At 64.2% G+C, this 15,141-nt stretch carries 16 protein-coding genes; 7 read left to right on the plus strand and 9 right to left on the minus strand.

Annotated features, from left to right (window positions below; genetic code table 11):
• The first annotated feature begins 548 nt into the window (after positions 1-548).
• Both typA and IC232_RS12040 read left to right on the plus strand, forming a co-directional pair.
• Entirely contained in the window at positions 549-2,375 is a 1,827-nt protein-coding gene (gene typA, locus IC232_RS12035; protein ID WP_190845212.1) for a translational GTPase TypA, read from the plus strand.
• 127 nt (positions 2,376-2,502) lie between these two features.
• Positions 2,503-3,126 (plus strand): glutathione S-transferase family protein, encoded by a 624-nt coding sequence (locus IC232_RS12040; RefSeq protein WP_190845213.1) that lies wholly within the window; start codon positions 2,503-2,505, stop codon positions 3,124-3,126.
• A gap of 48 nt (positions 3,127-3,174) precedes the next feature.
• On the opposite strand, the gene IC232_RS12045 is transcribed toward IC232_RS12040, so the two are convergent.
• From IC232_RS12045 to ubiE, 9 genes are all read right to left on the minus strand, one after another.
• Positions 3,175-3,339 carry a hypothetical protein gene (locus IC232_RS12045; RefSeq protein ID WP_190845214.1) on the minus strand — a complete coding sequence of 55 codons (165 nt, stop codon included), beginning with the start codon at positions 3,337-3,339 and terminating at the stop codon, positions 3,175-3,177.
• Between the two features lie 12 nt (positions 3,340-3,351).
• Positions 3,352-3,585, minus strand: a complete 234-nt coding sequence (locus IC232_RS12050) for a hypothetical protein (RefSeq protein ID WP_210335328.1) — start codon at positions 3,583-3,585, stop codon at positions 3,352-3,354.
• 12 nt (positions 3,586-3,597) lie between these two features.
• Positions 3,598-3,954 (minus strand): hypothetical protein, encoded by a 357-nt coding sequence (locus IC232_RS12055; protein ID WP_190845215.1) that lies wholly within the window; start codon positions 3,952-3,954, stop codon positions 3,598-3,600.
• 146 nt (positions 3,955-4,100) lie between these two features.
• Positions 4,101-5,081, minus strand: a complete 981-nt coding sequence (cysK, locus tag IC232_RS12060) for a cysteine synthase A (protein ID WP_190845216.1) — start codon at positions 5,079-5,081, stop codon at positions 4,101-4,103.
• 73 nt (positions 5,082-5,154) lie between these two features.
• Positions 5,155-5,604 (minus strand): RrF2 family transcriptional regulator, encoded by a 450-nt coding sequence (locus tag IC232_RS12065; protein ID WP_190845217.1) that lies wholly within the window; start codon positions 5,602-5,604, stop codon positions 5,155-5,157.
• A gap of 125 nt (positions 5,605-5,729) precedes the next feature.
• On the minus strand, positions 5,730-6,185 hold the full coding sequence (gene dut / locus IC232_RS12070) for a dUTP diphosphatase (protein WP_190845218.1): 456 nt from the start codon (positions 6,183-6,185) through the stop codon (positions 5,730-5,732).
• The gene (gene coaBC / locus IC232_RS12075) at positions 6,182-7,396 is read right to left on the minus strand and encodes a bifunctional phosphopantothenoylcysteine decarboxylase/phosphopantothenate--cysteine ligase CoaBC (RefSeq protein WP_190845219.1); all 1,215 of its coding nucleotides are present in this window, start codon (positions 7,394-7,396) and stop codon (positions 6,182-6,184) included. The genes dut and coaBC overlap by 4 nt, the downstream gene beginning before the upstream one ends.
• Positions 7,393-8,967, minus strand: a complete 1,575-nt coding sequence (ubiB, locus tag IC232_RS12080) for a 2-polyprenylphenol 6-hydroxylase (protein ID WP_190845220.1) — start codon at positions 8,965-8,967, stop codon at positions 7,393-7,395. The genes coaBC and ubiB overlap by 4 nt, the downstream gene beginning before the upstream one ends.
• Before the next feature lie 3 nt (positions 8,968-8,970).
• The gene (gene ubiE, locus IC232_RS12085) at positions 8,971-9,720 is read right to left on the minus strand and encodes a bifunctional demethylmenaquinone methyltransferase/2-methoxy-6-polyprenyl-1,4-benzoquinol methylase UbiE (protein ID WP_190845221.1); all 750 of its coding nucleotides are present in this window, start codon (positions 9,718-9,720) and stop codon (positions 8,971-8,973) included.
• Between the two features lie 94 nt (positions 9,721-9,814).
• Between ubiE and mutM the strand changes: the two genes are divergently transcribed.
• The 5 genes from mutM to dnaA all read left to right on the plus strand — a co-directional run bounded on the left by mutM (position 9,815) and on the right by dnaA (position 15,085).
• Entirely contained in the window at positions 9,815-10,708 is an 894-nt protein-coding gene (gene mutM / locus IC232_RS12090; RefSeq protein ID WP_190845222.1) for a bifunctional DNA-formamidopyrimidine glycosylase/DNA-(apurinic or apyrimidinic site) lyase, read from the plus strand.
• An 85-nt stretch (positions 10,709-10,793) separates the two neighbouring features.
• Positions 10,794-11,567 (plus strand): enoyl-CoA hydratase, encoded by a 774-nt coding sequence (locus IC232_RS12095; protein ID WP_190845223.1) that lies wholly within the window; start codon positions 10,794-10,796, stop codon positions 11,565-11,567.
• Positions 11,568-11,591: 24 nt separating this feature from the next.
• Complete coding sequence (locus IC232_RS12100) at positions 11,592-12,362, plus strand: TSUP family transporter (protein ID WP_190845381.1); 771 nt, start codon at positions 11,592-11,594, stop codon at positions 12,360-12,362.
• 175 nt (positions 12,363-12,537) lie between these two features.
• The gene (gene rpsT, locus IC232_RS12105; protein WP_190845224.1) at positions 12,538-12,804 is read left to right on the plus strand and encodes a 30S ribosomal protein S20; all 267 of its coding nucleotides are present in this window, start codon (positions 12,538-12,540) and stop codon (positions 12,802-12,804) included.
• Positions 12,805-13,633: 829 nt separating this feature from the next.
• Positions 13,634-15,085, plus strand: coding sequence for a chromosomal replication initiator protein DnaA (gene dnaA, locus IC232_RS12110; protein ID WP_246812186.1), 1,452 nt, complete (start codon positions 13,634-13,636; stop codon positions 15,083-15,085).
• Positions 15,086-15,141: the final 56 nt, after the last annotated feature.

Consider the following 15,141-nt stretch of genomic DNA (forward strand, 5'->3'; position numbering starts at 1 on the left):
GCGGGGGAGGGTGGCGAACGGAGTGAGCCGGGAGAGGGGACGAGTTCGATTGAGCACTGCCCCTCTCTCGCTGAAGGGGAGAGGGAGTGCAGCGAGCATGTTCTTATTTTGTTCTTGACAATTCTCCTAAGCTCGGCTATAGGTAGGGACATCCTCGTCCGATGAGGGGCGCGCTCGCGAGGCGTCGTAAGAGTGGGACGGGGAGCGGTCCTGCCGCAGGCCTCGCAAGCCTGTGATCGCAGGTGGCCGATCTGGCATGCCTCCAGGTCCGCTGAAACAAACCGCGCGTGACGAGCAGCTTGGCTCTCACCTTCCACACACCACATCGAGCCGGGCTGCCCACCACGCCACCCTCGATTGACCTGACGGCTTGAGGCCACCCGGCCTCAGGCCCGAAGGTGCTGGCTCTTTGACGACAGGAGACAAGCTGCCCTATTGCCGCCGCTCTCTTATCATTATATTGCAGCGCATCAGATTTCGCCCGGTACGAGCCAGGGGCGCGGCCACGCTTGCCGCGAGCCGGGCTGCTTTGCTTTGAAAGACCCCTTATGAAACTACGCAACATCGCCATCATCGCCCACGTCGACCATGGCAAGACCACCCTTGTTGACAAGCTCCTCCAGCAATCGGGCAGCTTCCGCGAGAACCAGCGCGTGGAAGAGCGCGCCATGGACTCGAACGACCTCGAGAAGGAGCGCGGCATCACGATTCTCGCCAAGGCGACCTCGGTCGTCTGGAAGGACACCCGCATCAACATCGTCGACACCCCCGGCCACGCCGATTTCGGCGGCGAGGTTGAGCGCATCCTGAGCATGGTGGACGGCGCCATCGTGCTGGTGGACGCAGCCGAAGGCCCGATGCCGCAGACCAAGTTCGTGGTGTCCAAGGCCCTCAAGATCGGCCTGCGCCCCATCGTGGCCATCAACAAGATCGACCGTCCCGATGCCCGCCACGTGGAAGTGGTCAACGAGGTGTTCGATCTCTTCGCGGCCCTCGACGCCACGGACGAGCAGCTCGACTTCCCGATCCTCTACGGGTCCGGCCGCAACGGCTGGATGGCGAAAGCCCCGGAAGGCCCGAGCGACGAGGGCCTGGCGCCCCTCTTCGACCTCGTGCTGGAGCACGTGCCCCCGGCCAAGACCGAGGAAGGTCCGTTCCGCATGCTCGGCACCCTGCTCGAGGCCAATCCGTTCCTGGGCCGCATCGTCACGGGCCGCATCTCCTCCGGCACCGTGAAGCCGAACCAGTCGATCAAGGTGCTCGACCGCGAGGGCAAGGTGGTCGAGACCGGCCGCGTGTCCAAGATCCTCGCCTTCCGCGGTCTGGAGCGCCAGCCCATCGAGATCGGCGAGGCCGGCGACATCGTGTCCATCGCAGGGTTGGTCAAGGGCTCGGTGGCCGACACCTTCTCGGCTCTTGAAAACGACATTCCGATCCAGGCCCAGCCCATCGATCCGCCGACCGTGACCATGTCGTTCATCGTGAACGACTCGCCGCTCGCCGGCACCGAGGGCGACAAGGTCACCAGCCGCATGATCCGCGACCGCCTGTTCAAGGAAGCGGAAGGCAACGTGACCCTCAAGATCGAGGAGGCCACCGACAAGGATTCGTTCTTCGTCTCCGGCCGCGGCGAATTGCAGCTCGCGATCCTGATCGAAACCATGCGCCGCGAGGGCTTCGAACTCGCCGTGTCGCGTCCCCGCGTCGTCTTCGAGAAGGACGAGGCGGGCAACCTTCTCGAGCCCATCGAGGAAGTGGTCATCGACGTGGACGAGGAGCATTCCGGCGTCGTGGTGCAGAAGATGTCAGAGCGCCGCGCCGACATGGTCGAGATGCGTCCCTCCGGCGGCAACCGCCAGCGCCTCGTGTTCTACGCTCCCACCCGCGGCCTCATCGGCTACCAGGGCGAGCTGATGACCGACACCCGCGGCACCGCGATCATGAACCGCCTGTTCCACGCCTACGAGCCCTATCGCGGCGAGATCGCGGGACGGCGCAACGGCGTGCTGATCTCGAACGACAACGGCGAGGCCGTAGCCTACGCCCTGTGGAACCTCGAGGATCGCGGCCCGATGATGATCGAGCCCGGCTGGAAGGTGTATCAGGGCATGATCATCGGCGAGCACAACCGCGAGAACGACCTCGAGGTAAACGTGCTCAAGGGCAAGAAGCTCACCAACATCCGCACGACCTCGAAGGACGAAGCGGTGCGCCTGACCCCGCCGATCCGCATGACGCTGGAGAAGTCGCTCGCCTGGATCCAGGACGACGAGCTCGTAGAAGTGACGCCCAAGTCGATCCGCATCCGCAAGGCGATCCTCGACCCGAACGACCGCAAGCGCGCCGAGCGCTCGAAGGAAGCCCTGAGCGCATAAAGGCAGCGCTCTTTGCAACAGTTGAAAGGCCGCTCTTCGGAGCGGCCTTTTTCATGCGTGCAATCCCTTAAGGATGGCGGTCCTGTTCACCGCAGCCTACAAGCTTAACGGGAAGACGGAGGAGAACATGCTGACGATTCACGGGTACGCAGGATCCATCAATGTGCGGAAGGTGCTCTGGACCTGCGTGGAGCTTGGCCTCCCGTTCGAGCGTGTCGACTGGGGCGGCGGCACACGGTCTGTCACCGATCCCGACTTTCTCAAGCTCAACCCCGTCGGCATGATCCCGGTCCTGGAGGACGCAGGCCAGCTCTTCTGGGAATCGAACAGCATCGTCCGTTATCTCGCGGCGCGGGAAGGCCGCGATGATTTGCTACCCACTGAACCCGCCAAGCGGGCGCAGGTCGAGAAGTGGATGGACTGGCAGGTCTCCGACTTCAACAACACCTGGCGCTATGTCTTTCAGGCGACGGTGCGCAAGAACCCGAATTTTCAGGATGAACAGCAGATCGCTGAGTCTTGGGGCAAGTTCTGCTCCGCCGTTCAGGTAGTCGATCGGGAACTCGCCCGCACGGGTGCCTACATCGCCGGGCCAGGCTTCACCTGCGCCGACATCGTCATCGGCCTGTCGATCCATCGCTGGAGGAGCATTCCGCTCGAACGCCCTCATCTGCGGGAGATCGAGCGTTACTACGATCGTCTCTGCGAGCGTGAAGGCTTTCGGGTCTACGGAAGGGATGGGGGATTGTAGAGAGAAGCCTGTATGGCTTCCCTCGCTGTTTGCCGACGGGCCTGTGCTTCAGCCTTCGGCCTTGTCGCTCTGCCCCTTCTTGGCACCCTCGCCCATCGGGTTCGTCGAATCCTCACCCGAAGCCTCAGGGTTCTCGCGGCCCTGGGGTGTCAGGCGCGGGGCGCTGATATCCTCTTCCGTCGCTTGATTGGACTTGTTGTCGGGCTTTGCCATCGCTGCTTATCCTCATGAACTCGTGGAGTCGGTCGCGTCTTGGTCGCCCGCATCCGGCAGAGCGCCTGTCCCCGGCGTCGAGTCCGGGTTCGTCAGTGACGGCTTGCTGTGCGGGCCTGCCGCCGGCTGCTTGCCGCCGGGCTGCTTGTCGGACGGGGCCTGCCCGTCGCCCTGCGGCTCGGACCGCTTGATGTCGACGTAGTTCTTCGTGTCGTCGGTATGATTGCCGTAGCCTGCATTGCCCATGGCGCTCTCCTGTCAGTCCTCGTCCTTGCCGTTCACGGCCGTCATCCGTTCAATGGCCTCGACGGTCGCGTCCTTGTCGTTCGGCGACAGGGTGGCGTCGCTCAGGTGCTTGGTCGCCTCGGGAGTTTCAGCAGCCGTGAGTTCGTCATGCCCGTCATGTCCGGCCTTGCTGGTCTGGCCAGTTTGTCCCTGGCGATAAGCGTAGGCCTCGCCGCCGGGCTGGCTCCACACGCGTCTCAAGGTGGCGTTGCCTTCGACGCCGCCATCCCGGTTTGGATCGACAGGGCTGTCGATACCGCCGCGCTGCTCGTTGCGGATCTGGTCCGCGTCTTGGTCCTTCAATGAATGGGGAGCCTTGCGATCCGCCATGATGAACTCCTTGAAACATCGTTCAAATCTCGTGCGTGCAAGGAGAACCCGGCGGGCGGGGCGAAGTTCTGGCTACGCTTGGGCCCAGCGCCAACAAAAAGGGCGGCCCGAACGCCGCCCTTGGATCGTGTCGCCGGATGAAAAGCTTAGAGCCCTTCGAAGAGCGCGCTCGAAATGTAGCGCTCGGCAAAGGAGCACGCGACCGTGACGATGCGCTTGCCCTTGAATTCGGGCCGCGCGGCCACTTCGAGGGCGGCCGCCACATTGGCGCCCGTCGAGATGCCGCCCGGGATGCCTTCGAGCTTGGCGAGCTTGCGCGCCATGTCGAAGGCGGTCTGGTTGCCCACCGTGACCACCTCGTCGATCACGGAGCGGTCGAGCACGTCCGGCACGAAGCCCGCGCCGATGCCCTGGATCTTGTGCGGGCCTGGCTGGCCGCCGGACAGCACCGGTGAATCTTCCGGCTCCACGGCAATCACTCTCAAGGAAGGCAGGCGCGGCTTGATCACCTGGCCGACGCCGGTGATCGTGCCGCCGGTGCCCACGGCCGCCACGAAGGCGTCGAGCTGGCCGTTGGTGTCGTTCCAGATCTCCTCGGCGGTCGTCTTGCGGTGGATTTCCGGATTGGCCGGGTTCTTGAACTGTTGCGGGATGACCGAGCCCGGAATTTCGCGCAGCAGTTCCTCGGCGCGGGCGATGGCGCCCTTCATGCCCTGGGGGCCAGGAGTGAGTTCGAGTTCGGCTCCGAGGAAGGCCAGCATCTTGCGCCGTTCGAGCGACATGGTCTCGGGCATCACCAGGATGAGGCGATAGCCGCGCGCTGCCGCCACGAACGCAAGCGCGATACCGGTGTTGCCGGAGGTCGGCTCGATCAGGGTCGCGCCGGGCTTGATGTGGCCGGCAGCCTCCATGGACTCGATCATGTTGACGCCGATGCGGTCCTTCACGCTTGAGATCGGGTTGAAGAACTCGAGCTTGAGGAGAATCTCGGCGTCGACGCCATGCTCCTGCGGCAGCCGGTTCAGGCGCACGAGCGGGGTGTTGCCGATGGTTTCCGTAATCGAGCCGTAGATGCGGCCGCGGCCGGGCTTCGTGCCGGCGCCGGATGCATTGAGGGTGTCAGCCATGAGATCCTCCTTCAGACAGGAGGAAGCTTATCTTTTTCTGCAGCAGGTGTCGATATTTGGAATATTCTACATATCAAATTGTGAAATCAACCGCTGAGGTTGATTCAACAGCCGATTCCGCCTGGGCTTTCTGGCACAAATCCTCGACGGTCACCTGGTCGAGCTCACTCAGAAAAGCCTCGGTGCCGCGCTGAACCAGGGGGCTGACGACCGCCTCGGCGAGACGCGATTCGGGGATCGGAGTCGAGCCGTCCTCCTCCAGGGCCGCCATGGCGATGCGCACGATGTCGCCTGCCGTGATCCGCCGCCGTTCGCGGGCGAGTTCATAGCCGCCCCGCGGTCCGCGCACGCCTTTGAGGATGCCCTGGCGCACGAGAGCCTGCAGCACCGGTTCCAGGTAACGCGGCGGCAGGTTGTGGCGGGCAGCCAGCGCCTTGGCGGAGACCGGCATGGGTCGCGCGTGGAGCGCGATGTCTGTGACGGCAGCAATGGCGAGAAGCGAGCGGCGTGAGAGAAAGTTCATGGCGATGCTCCCTAAAGCATCGGGCCCAAAAGTGGACTTGCACTTTTGGGATCGATCCGATGCTTTCTTCTTGAATGAGAGCATCGTTCGGGCGGGAAACCGGATCCACTTTTCCGCACGATGCTCTACCCCAATCCTGTGGAGCCGAAGCCACCGGCGGCGCGCGGTGTCTCGTCGACCTGCTCCACCTCCGACAGTTCTACCTGGATGACGGGCGCAACGATCATCTGGGCGATCCGCATGCCGCGCGTGATGACAAAGGGCTCCTGTCCCAGATTGACGAGCAGCACCTGCACCTCGCCGCGGTAATCCGCATCGATGGTGCCCGGTGCGTTGAGCACCGTGACACCATGCTTGAAGGCCAGTCCTGAGCGCGGGCGCACTTGCGCCTCAAAGCCTGTTTCGAGCTGAAACACGAGGCCTGTAGGAATGAGCGCACGCTGCATTGGCTCCAAAATGATTGGCGCATCAGCAGGATTGGCCGCGATGAGATCCATGCCCGCCGCATCGGCGGTTTCGTAACGGGGAAGCGGCAGATCGGCGGCATGGGCAAGGCGCTGGATGCGCAAGCGATGGCTCATGGCTTGCCGCCTCCCATCATCGCGCCGAGACGCGCGACAAGCTTTTTCGCCACATCGGTTTTTGACAGGGTCGGCCAGGTCTCCACATCCGAGGCCGTGACGAGATGCACGGTGTTGCTGTCGCCGCCCATCACGCCCGTTGCGGTCGAGACATCGTTGGCGACGATAAGATCGCAGCCCTTCCTGGCGAGCTTCTGCTTGGCGTGTTCGATCACGTTCTCGGTCTCGGCCGCAAAGCCCACCATCAGCGGCGGGCGGCCCTCCGTGCGGCGTGCGATGGTGGCGAGGATGTCCGGGTTCTCGGTGAGCGACAGGTTCGGCAGAGCGCCGTCCTTCTTCTTGATCTTCTGCTCGCCCGCATTGTCAACGCGCCAATCGGCCACGGCGGCGGCGAAGATGCCGATATCGGCCGGCAGTGCCTGCTCCACGGCTTCCAGCATGGCGCGGGCGCTCTCCACATGCACGACCGTCACGCCTGCGGGATCGGGCAAGGTCACAGGGCCGGAGATCAGGGTGACACGCGCACCGGCCTCAGCGGCGGCCTTCGCTATGGCGTGGCCCTGCTTGCCGGAGGAGCGGTTGGCGATGTAGCGCACCGGGTCGATGGGTTCGTGCGTCGGGCCGGAGGTGACGATCACGTGCTTGCCGGCGAGCGAGCCTGAGGGCGCCAGCAGACGCTCGACGGCCGCCGCGATCTCAAGGGGCTCCGCCATGCGGCCGGGCCCGAATTCGGCCTCCGCCATGGCGCCCTCGTTGGGCCCGACCACGTGAACGCCGACGGCCTGCAGGGTTTTCAGATTGCGCTGCGTTGCCGGGTGCAGCCACATGCGCACGTTCATGGCCGGCGCAATCAGGATCGGCAGGGTGGTGGCGAGCAGCACCGTGGAAGCGAGATCGTCCGCATGCCCTCCCGCCATCTTCGCCATGAGATTGGCGGTCGCCGGGGCGACCACGATGAGATCCGCATCGCGGGCGAGCTTGATGTGCCCGATATCGGCCTCGTCCTCACGGTCGAAGAGATCCGTGTGTGAGCGCTGGCCTGTCAGGGCGGAGGCCGCAAGCGGCGTGATGAATTGCTGTGCTCCGTTGGTCAGGATGCAACGGACGGAGGCGCCACGTTCGCGCAGGCGGCGGATGAGGTCGAGAGACTTGTAGGCCGCGATGCCGCCGCCGATGACGAGGAGGATGCGTTTGCCTGTAAGAGCCGTCATGCGAAGCCTCTGAACAGCATGATCATCAGCGAGGCCGCGATAATCCACAAGGCCGCTACGCCCCAGCGGTTGCCCCGCGCCTCGGCACGGCCGATGGCCGCAACGCTGTCCTGATTGAGGGACACGCCCCGGGCCGTCACGTCCTCGAGCTGGTTGAGAACCCGCTCGGCACGCAACGCCAGCTCCGGCAGGTCGCCGATGACGCCGGCGAGCGTCCACAGGCCCCGGCCCGCCTGTTCGGCCCGGCCGAGAGGCCCGAGGTTGCGTTCGATCCAGTCGCGCACCACAGGCTCGGAGGTGGTCCACATGTCGAGCTTCGGATCGAGGTTGCGGGCAACGCCCTCCACCACCACCATAGTCTTTTGCAGCATGACGAGCTCGATGCGCGTCGCCATGTCGAACAGCGCCGTGATCTCGAAGAGAAGCGTGAGCAGCTTCGCCATGGAGATCTCGTCGGCCCGCCGGTCATGGATCGGCTCGCCGATGGCGCGGATGGCCTGGGCGAAATCCTCCACCGAATGGTGCGGCGGCACATAGCCGGCCTCGAAATGCACCTGCGCCACGCGCAGGTAATCGCGGCGGATGAAGCCGAGAAGGATTTCAGCCAGGAAACGCCGCTCCTTCATGCCGAGCCGGCCCATGATGCCGAAATCGACAGCCACGAGGCGCCCTTCCGCATCGATGAACAGATTGCCGGGATGCATGTCGGCGTGGAAATAGCCATCGCGGATCGCATGGCGCAGGAAGGACTGGATTACCGTGCGCCCGAGCGCTACCCGGTCGAAGCCGGCGGCCTCGATTCCTGCCAGATCGTTGAGGCGGATGCCTTCGATCCAGGTGGTGGTGAGCACGTCGCGGGCCGTCAAATCCCATTCGGGCTTCGGCACCCGGAAATCCGGATCGTCCTTAGTGTTCTCCGCCAGTTCCGAAACGGCTGCGGCTTCCAGGCGCAGATCCATCTCGACGGCGACGGAGCGGGCCAGCGCCTCCACGATCTCCAGCGGCTTGAGGCGCTTGGCATCGGGCACCATGCGCTCGAACAGGCGGGCTGCGGCGCGCATGGCCTGCAGGTCGCGGGCGAAACCCTCGCGCACGCCGGGCCGCACCACCTTCACGGCCACCGTTTCCTCGCCCTCCGCAGTGCGGATGCGGGCCTTGTGCACCTGCGCGATGGAGGCGGCGGCGATCGGCTCGCTGAACTCCAGGAAAAGCACGTCGATCGGACGCCCGAGGGCGATCTCGACCATGCGCACGGCTTCCGCCCGCGGAAAGGGCGGCATCCGGTCCTGCAGGAGTTCCAGGTCGCGGGCGGCCGCCACACCGACGATGTCGGGGCGAGTCGCCAAGAACTGGCCGAACTTCACATAAGACGGCCCGAGCCGCGTCAGCGCCTTGGACAGCCGCGCCGCGCCGTCGCCCGCCTGAGGACGCTCGACGAGACGGGCCATCTTCAAGCCGAAGCGGGCGGCTGGCGGCAACGCGCTCGGATCGACAAGCGCCAGCGCGCCTTCGCGCGCCAGGACGAAGCCGGCGCGCAGGTTACGGGCGAGGTGAAAGAGGCTGCCGATCACGCTTTAAATCTTCCAGCCCGAGTGGATGGCCACGACACCGGCCGTGAGCGTCCGATGGGTGACGCGCTTGAAGCCTGCCTCCTCGATCATCCGCGCGAAGGCCGCCGGCGGCGGAAAGCGGCGGATCGACTCGACGAGGTACTGGTAGGATTCCGCGTCCCCGGTCACCATCTGGCCCAGCCGTGGAATGACGTTGAAGGAATAGGCGTCGTAAACCTTATCGAGCAGCGGCACGTCCACCTTGGAGAATTCCAGGCACAGGAAGCGCCCGCCGGGTTTCAGCACCCGGTGCGCCTCGCGCAACGCCGCGTCGATGCGCGGCACGTTCCGGATGCCGAACGCGATGGTGTAGGCGTCAAAGGTCTTAGGCTCGAGCGGCAGCTCTTCCGCATTGGCCTCCACGAAGTCGATGCGGCCCTCATAGCGGTGGCCGGCCCGCTCGGCGCCCACTTTGAGCATCTCGCCGTTGATGTCGAGCACGGTCACGCGGGTCTGCGGCCCGCTGGCATCGAGAATACGGAAGGCAACATCCCCGGTGCCGCCGGCCACATCCAGATGGCGAAACGGCCGGTCGCGGGGCGGGCGCAGGGTGGAGATGAGGGCGTCCTTCCAGAGGCGGTGGAGGCCTGCGGACATGAGGTCGTTCATGAGGTCGTAGCGGCCGGCCACCGAGCGGAACACCTCGTTGACCTTGCCCTGCTTCTCACCCAGGGGCACGGACTGGAACCCGAAATGGGTGTTCTCGTCGGTCATGATGTCTGAGCCTCTTGTACCTGTTGTCGCGATCCATAGCGGAAGCGGGGCCCAAAGGCTATGTAAGAGCCCTCAAGAAGCCGAGAGATGGTTGATGCCCGAACTGCCCGAAGTCGAAACCGTGCGCCGTGGCCTGGAGCCCGCCATGGTGGGAGCCCGCTTCACCAAGGTGACCCAGCGCCGGCCCGATCTGCGCTTTCCCTTCCCCGAGCGGTTTTCCGAACGCCTGGAGGGGCAGGAGGTCAAGGCGCTCGGCCGGCGGGCCAAGTATCTCCTGGCCGATCTCTCCTCCGGCGAGGTGCTGGTCATGCATCTGGGCATGTCCGGTCGCTTTCTCGTCACGAAGGACGGAGCCACGCAAATGCCCGGCGAGTTCCACCACGAGCACGGGGGCCTGGGGGCTCACGACCATGTGGTGTTCGGGCTCTCCAACGGGGCAACCGTCACTTATAATGACGCCCGCCGCTTCGGCTTCATGGATCTGGTGCCCCGCCAGGAGATCGAGACCTCGAAGCATTTTGCCGGCATGGGCATCGAGCCCCTCGGCAACGAGCTCTCGGGCGAGACCATCGCCCGGCTGTTCATGGCTAAGCGTACGCCCCTGAAGGCCGCTCTTCTCGACCAGCGCCTGATCGCCGGCCTCGGCAACATCTATGTGTGCGAGGCCCTGTTCCGCACCGGCCTGCACCCGGAGGCTCCGGCCGGATCGCTCGTGACCAAGACAGGCGAGCCGACAGAGAAGGCGCGCCAGCTCGCCGATGTCATCCGCGACGTGCTCGCCGAGGCGGTGGACGCCGGAGGCTCCACCTTACGCGATCATGCGCAGGTGGACGGCTCGCTGGGCTATTTCCAGCATTCCTTCCGCGTCTACGACCGGGAGAACGAGCCCTGCGTCACGCCTGATTGCACCGGTACGGTCACCCGGCTCGTGCAGTCCGGCCGCTCCACCTTCTACTGCCCGGAATGCCAGAAGCGCTCCTCGCCTTAATGCAAAGGCAAGGCTTCCCGATTTTCACTTGCCGGTCCATGCGCCCTCGCCTACCGGTGTCCCATCATCGAGCAGGAGATGCCCCATGGCTTTTGAGACGATTCTCACGGAGACGCGCGGCAAGGTGGGGCTGATCACCCTCAACCGGCCACAAGCCCTGAACGCCCTCAATTCTACGCTCCTGGGCGAGGTCAACCAAGCCCTCGACGCCTTCGAGGCGGACGCCAACATCGGCTGCATCGTCATCACCGGCTCCGAGAAGGCTTTTGCGGCCGGCGCCGACATCAAGGAGATGGCGGAGCTCAATTATCCCCATACCTACATGGCCGACTTCTTCTCCGGCTGGGAAAAGGTGTCGGGACGGCGCAAGCCCATGATCGCCGCGGTGGCGGGCTTTGCGCTCGGCGGCGGATGCGAGTTCGCCATGATGTGCGACTTCATCATTGCGGCGGACAACGCCAAGTTCGGCCAGCCGGAAATCAAGCTCGGCGTGATGCCCGGCATGGGGGGCACCCAGCGCCTCACGCGCCTCATCGGCCGGGCCAAGGCCATGGAGATGTGCCTGACGGGCCGCATGATGGGCGCAGAGGAAGCCGAGCGCTCCGGGCTCGTCGCCCGCGTGGTGCCGGCGGCCGATCTGCTCACCGAAGCGATGAAAACGGCCGATACCATTGCGTCCATGTCGCTGCCGATCACCATGATGACCAAGGAAACTATCAACCGGGCCGACGAGGTGTCGCTGTCCGAGGGCATCCGCTTCGAGCGGCGCCTGTTCCACGCCATGTTCGCCACCGCCGACCAGAAGGAGGGCATGGCAGCCTTCGTCGGAAAGCGCGCGCCCGAGTTCAAGAACGGGTAATCCGTGTTCGACCTCGGCTTCGACATGATCGCGGCGCTCGCCGCGATCTCTTTTCTCGCGGGCTTTGTGGATGCCATTGCCGGAGGCGGCGGGCTTCTCACCGTGCCGGCCCTTCTGCTCGCCGGTCTCGATCCGGCCCAGGCGATCGCCACCAACAAGGTTCAAGGTTCGGTGGCGGCCGCCTCCGCCACCTACACCTTCGGCCGCAAAGGCCTGATCGAGTGGAAGAAGGCCTGGGGCTTCACCCTGGTGGCGTTCGTGAGCAGCATCGCCGGGGCCTTGTGCGTGCAGTTCCTGCCCCGCGCCGTGCTCGAGGTTCTGATCCCGGTCATGCTGATCGCCATGGCGATCTACTTCGCCCTCTCGCGCAAGATGAAGGACGAGGATGCCCATGCCCGCATGACCGCTCTCGCCTTCGGCCTCACCGCGCCCGTCGCCATCGGCTTTTACGACGGCATCTTCGGGCCGGGCGCCGGCTCCTTCTATATGCTCGCCTTCGTGACGCTGCTGGGCTACGGGGTGGTCAAGGCGACGGCCCACACGAAGCTCGTCAATTTTGCCAGCAATTTCGGCAGCCTCCTTCTCTATGCGGCGACAGGCGCGGTGGTGTGGCCCCTAGGGATCGTCATGGGCGGAGCTTCGCTGCTGGGGGCTCAGGTTGGATCGCGGCTCGCCATGCGGCTGGGCTCCCGGCTCATCCGGCCGCTTCTCGTTCTGGTGTCGAGCCTCATGGCCCTGAGGCTCCTGCTCGACCCGGCCAATCCCTGGCGTCAGGGCCTTCTGGCGCTTTTTTGACGCGCAAAGGCCTATGGTCGTTGACGTTCGCGAGCATCACGTCTATAAGCCGCCTCACATGAGCCCGCGCGTCCCGCGGGCTCTTCGGTTTCCATGCAATCAACCGATCGCTGCCGGAGCTCTCCCATGGGCTTGAGCTTGGCCATCGGGATTTTTAAAAGAACGAGGATGGGCCATGGCCAACACCGTGTCCGCCAAGAAGATGACCCGCAAGATCGCGAAGCGCACCGCGGTCAACAAGTCGCGTCGCAGCCGCATGCGGACCTTCGTCCGCAAGGTTGAAGAGGCCATCGCTTCCGGTAACCAGACTGAGGCCGCAGCCGCTCTGCGCGCCGCCGAGCCGGAGATGATGCGCGCGGCCCAGAAGGGTATCGTGCACAAGAACACCGCGTCGCGGAAGGTCTCGCGCCTCGCAAGCCGCATCAAGACGCTGAGCGCCTAAAAAGCAGCCCTTACAGCTGTCTTTTCATCACGGATCAGACCCGGCCGAAAGGCCGGGTTTTTTCGTGTTCGGAGCCGGATTCTAGGCTCAAATTTTATCCACATGGGAGCTTGACTTTATCCCCGCATGACAGGGTGAAAGCTCAACAGCCTAGTTTCAAAATGCACATAAAAGATGAAGCGCATTCAACAGCTTAGCAGGCAAAGGATCGCGAAGCATCAGAATCACCCTCGATTCGGATCGAATCGGTTCTGAATCAAGGTTGCGCAAAAACTCTTTTTTCGGGCCTGCGCACAGGCTGTGATGACACAGTGAATCAGTTGAAGAGTCAGCGCTTTACAGCCCAGATTCAAAACCTGTGGACGAGGCTGTGAACGCAATCGGATGCTCCCGGGAGCTTGAGACTCGACTCAGCCGTATTGCACGCCCTCCCGCACCCTGTGTAAGGTCAATTTGCTTCAACGGCTCGCCGTTAAGTCAATCACTCAAAGCCTGAACTAAAGACATCATGCGCGGGGATAAGCTGTTGTTTCACTCTCTCAAGAAGCAAGCGCAGACTCATCCTTTATCGCGAGGTAAACTTGCCAGACCTTGAGTGACGACCAAGGAGATGACAGATGACGATCGTCTCCACTTAAAATCGAACAAATAATCTTTAGTACAATTGGGGGCGCCACGTTCTGAATAACCTGTGAGGCATCTGTGCCTTGGTGTTCAGAGCGGGACATGCGTAGGGGTTTTCAACCTTAACAGGTGGAGGCCTCGTGGAGGGACATTGATGTATCGCAGCGAAGACCATCGCACCTTTGCCGCTCCGAACGAGAACGGCATGGATGTTCCAGGCGAGCAATCGGCGTCTGAAGTTTGGGCGCGGGTCAAGCGCCGCCTTCGGGCCGAACTGGGCGAGGATATCTTCGCCAGCTGGTTCGGACGCCTGGAGCTGGACTCGGTGATCGAGGGCTGCGCTTATCTGACCGTCCCCACCCGCTTCCTGAAGAGCTGGATCGAATCCCACTACGCCGATCGCGTGCTGGCGGTCTACCGCTCCGAGGCCGGTGACGTGGAGCGGGTGTCCATCGGTGTGCGCAGCACCATGGGGCGTGATCCCGCAGCCCAGCGCCGGGTGAGCGAAGCTCCGCGTCCGTCTTCTGCTCCGTCCATGGCCATGCCCAGCATGAATCATGAGATCAAGACTCCTTCTGCACCCTCGTCTCACGAGGAGCGCGGCGAAGGCGGCGAACTCGGCGGCGCTCCGCTCGATCCCCGTCTCACCTTCGAGAGCTTCATCGTCGGCCGCTCCAACGCGCTTGCCCATGCGGCGGCGGATCGGGTCGCCCATGCGCAGAACGGGCAGGCCATCTACAACCCACTCTACCTTCATGCGGGTGTGGGCTTGGGCAAGACGCATCTTCTGCATGGCATCGGCCATGCGGTGCGCGCCCAGGGCCGCCGGGTGATCTATCTCACGGCCGACCGCTTCATGTACGGCTTCGTGGCGTCCTTGAAGGCGCAGACATCGCTCGCCTTCAAGGAGCGCCTGCGCGGCATCGACCTGCTCATCATCGACGACGTGCAGTTCATTCAGGGCAAGCAGATCCAGCAGGAATTCGGCCATACCCTGAACGCGCTCATTGATGCAGGCCGTCAGATCGTGATTGCCGCCGACCGGCCGCCGGCGGATCTGGAGAATCTCGACGAGCGCGTGCGTTCCCGCCTCGCCGGCGGCCTCGTGGTGGAGGTCAGCGCCCTCGACGAGGCGCTGCGCACCTCGATCCTCACCACCCGCATCGAGGCCCTGAAGACGATCCATCCCACCTTCGAGGTGGGGCCGAACGTGATCGCTTTCGTGGCCCGCTCCATCACGGCCAACGGCCGCGATCTCGAAGGCGCCGTGAACCGCCTGCTGGCCCATGCAACGCTCACGAACTCCGCCATCACCCTGGAGACGGCCGAGACCGCGATCCGCGATCTCGTGCGCAACCGGGAACCCAAGCGGGTCAAGATCGAGGACATCCAGAAGCTGGTGGCCTCGCGCTACAACGTCTCCCGCTCCGATATCCTCTCGGAGCGCCGCACCGCCGCCGTGGTGAAACCGCGCCAGATCGCCATGTACCTGTCCAAGGTGCTGACCCTGCGTTCCCTCCCGGAGATCGGCCGCCGCTTCGGCGGGCGCGACCACACCACGGTGCTCCACGCCGTGCGCAAGATCGAGAAGGCTCTCGGCGAGGACCACGCGCTCTCCGATGAGGTCGAGCTCCTCAAGCGGATGCTGCAGGAATAGGACAATCGAGGCCGGGTTCTGGCCCGTCGTCGGGCCAGAATGGCCCCGGCCTTGCT

The organism is Microvirga sp. (assembly GCF_014699075.1).
Taxonomy (GTDB): domain Bacteria; phylum Pseudomonadota; class Alphaproteobacteria; order Rhizobiales; family Beijerinckiaceae; genus Microvirga.

Coding starts and splice junctions, on each gene's coding strand:
- IC232_RS12095 (WP_190845223.1), top strand. CDS start 10,794: ATGGCTTTTGAGACGATTCTCACGGAGACGCGCGGCAAGGTGGGGCTG.
- IC232_RS12065 (WP_190845217.1), bottom strand. CDS start 5,604: ATGAACTTTCTCTCACGCCGCTCGCTTCTCGCCATTGCTGCCGTCACA.
- IC232_RS12100 (WP_190845381.1), top strand. CDS start 11,592: ATGATCGCGGCGCTCGCCGCGATCTCTTTTCTCGCGGGCTTTGTGGAT.
- ubiE (WP_190845221.1), bottom strand. CDS start 9,720: ATGACCGACGAGAACACCCATTTCGGGTTCCAGTCCGTGCCCCTGGGT.
- IC232_RS12040 (WP_190845213.1), top strand. CDS start 2,503: ATGCTGACGATTCACGGGTACGCAGGATCCATCAATGTGCGGAAGGTG.
- IC232_RS12055 (WP_190845215.1), bottom strand. CDS start 3,954: ATGGCGGATCGCAAGGCTCCCCATTCATTGAAGGACCAAGACGCGGAC.
- IC232_RS12045 (WP_190845214.1), bottom strand. CDS start 3,339: ATGGCAAAGCCCGACAACAAGTCCAATCAAGCGACGGAAGAGGATATC.
- dnaA (WP_246812186.1), top strand. CDS start 13,634: ATGGATGTTCCAGGCGAGCAATCGGCGTCTGAAGTTTGGGCGCGGGTC.
- dut (WP_190845218.1), bottom strand. CDS start 6,185: ATGAGCCATCGCTTGCGCATCCAGCGCCTTGCCCATGCCGCCGATCTG.
- mutM (WP_190845222.1), top strand. CDS start 9,815: ATGCCCGAACTGCCCGAAGTCGAAACCGTGCGCCGTGGCCTGGAGCCC.
- rpsT (WP_190845224.1), top strand. CDS start 12,538: ATGGCCAACACCGTGTCCGCCAAGAAGATGACCCGCAAGATCGCGAAG.
- IC232_RS12050 (WP_210335328.1), bottom strand. CDS start 3,585: ATGGGCAATGCAGGCTACGGCAATCATACCGACGACACGAAGAACTAC.
- typA (WP_190845212.1), top strand. CDS start 549: ATGAAACTACGCAACATCGCCATCATCGCCCACGTCGACCATGGCAAG.
- cysK (WP_190845216.1), bottom strand. CDS start 5,081: ATGGCTGACACCCTCAATGCATCCGGCGCCGGCACGAAGCCCGGCCGC.
- coaBC (WP_190845219.1), bottom strand. CDS start 7,396: ATGACGGCTCTTACAGGCAAACGCATCCTCCTCGTCATCGGCGGCGGC.